At 59.1% G+C, this 755-nt stretch carries 1 protein-coding gene; it reads left to right on the plus strand.

Annotated elements, in window-relative coordinates; all coding sequences use genetic code 11:
* Positions 1–244: 244 nt before the first annotated feature.
* The coding region (locus NKH36_RS34710; protein WP_352966319.1) for an EamA family transporter at positions 245–755 on the plus strand (511 nt) is incomplete at its 3' end.

Genomic DNA, 755 nt, shown 5'->3' on the forward strand with positions numbered 1-755 from the left:
TTGCCTTCTGGCTTGACGAGGCCTGAAGATTGGCCCTGTCAATTCCAGCAGGAATAGTTGTCGGCAAGCGAACTGCGGCAATGCTAGCCGGAGAGCCCATTCCGCACGAGCGCCCCTAAGTCTGCGGCCAGCACGCAATCTCGCGTCGATCGTTCACGTCAGTGTGGATTACAGGTGCGGCTGTGCAGGCCCTATCGAGCTCGGCCCTAGCCGAGCTAGCTGCGCCCCTCACTAGGACGTACCGATGCAGAACAAGTCCCTAGCAGCCACTGGCTTTCTCTGCCTGGGCGTTCTCGTCTTCTCACTGCAGGACGTGATCCTGAAGGGCCTCTCGGACACCTATCCCGTTACGCAAGCGATGACTGTTCGATCAATCGTCGCATTGCCCATTCTGCTGGTGCTGGTAAGCGCGACTGCCAGACTACGGTCTATTTTCTCAAAGCGAGCCGGGCTGCTGGCCATCCGAGCGGTAATCTCGCTGGGAGCATACCTCTTCTATTATCTCTCGATCGCGGCGCTTCCTCTGGCCGATGCTGTCGCACTCTTTTTCGTCGCCCCGCTTATCATTGCAGGTCTCGGGATTCTCTTCCTCGGAGAGCGGCCTCACACCGCAACCCTGATCGCGCTCATTGTCGGTCTGCTCGGCGTCATCATAACGCTGCAACCGGGCCTTGCTGTCTTCGAATGGGCAGCTGCGTTGACCCTCCTGGCTGCTGCTCTGTACTCGTCGGCCCAGGTCTTGGCGAGAAAGCTTG

It is taken from the genome of Mesorhizobium sp. M1312 (assembly GCF_040318115.1).
Taxonomy (GTDB): Bacteria; Pseudomonadota; Alphaproteobacteria; order Rhizobiales; family Rhizobiaceae; genus Mesorhizobium.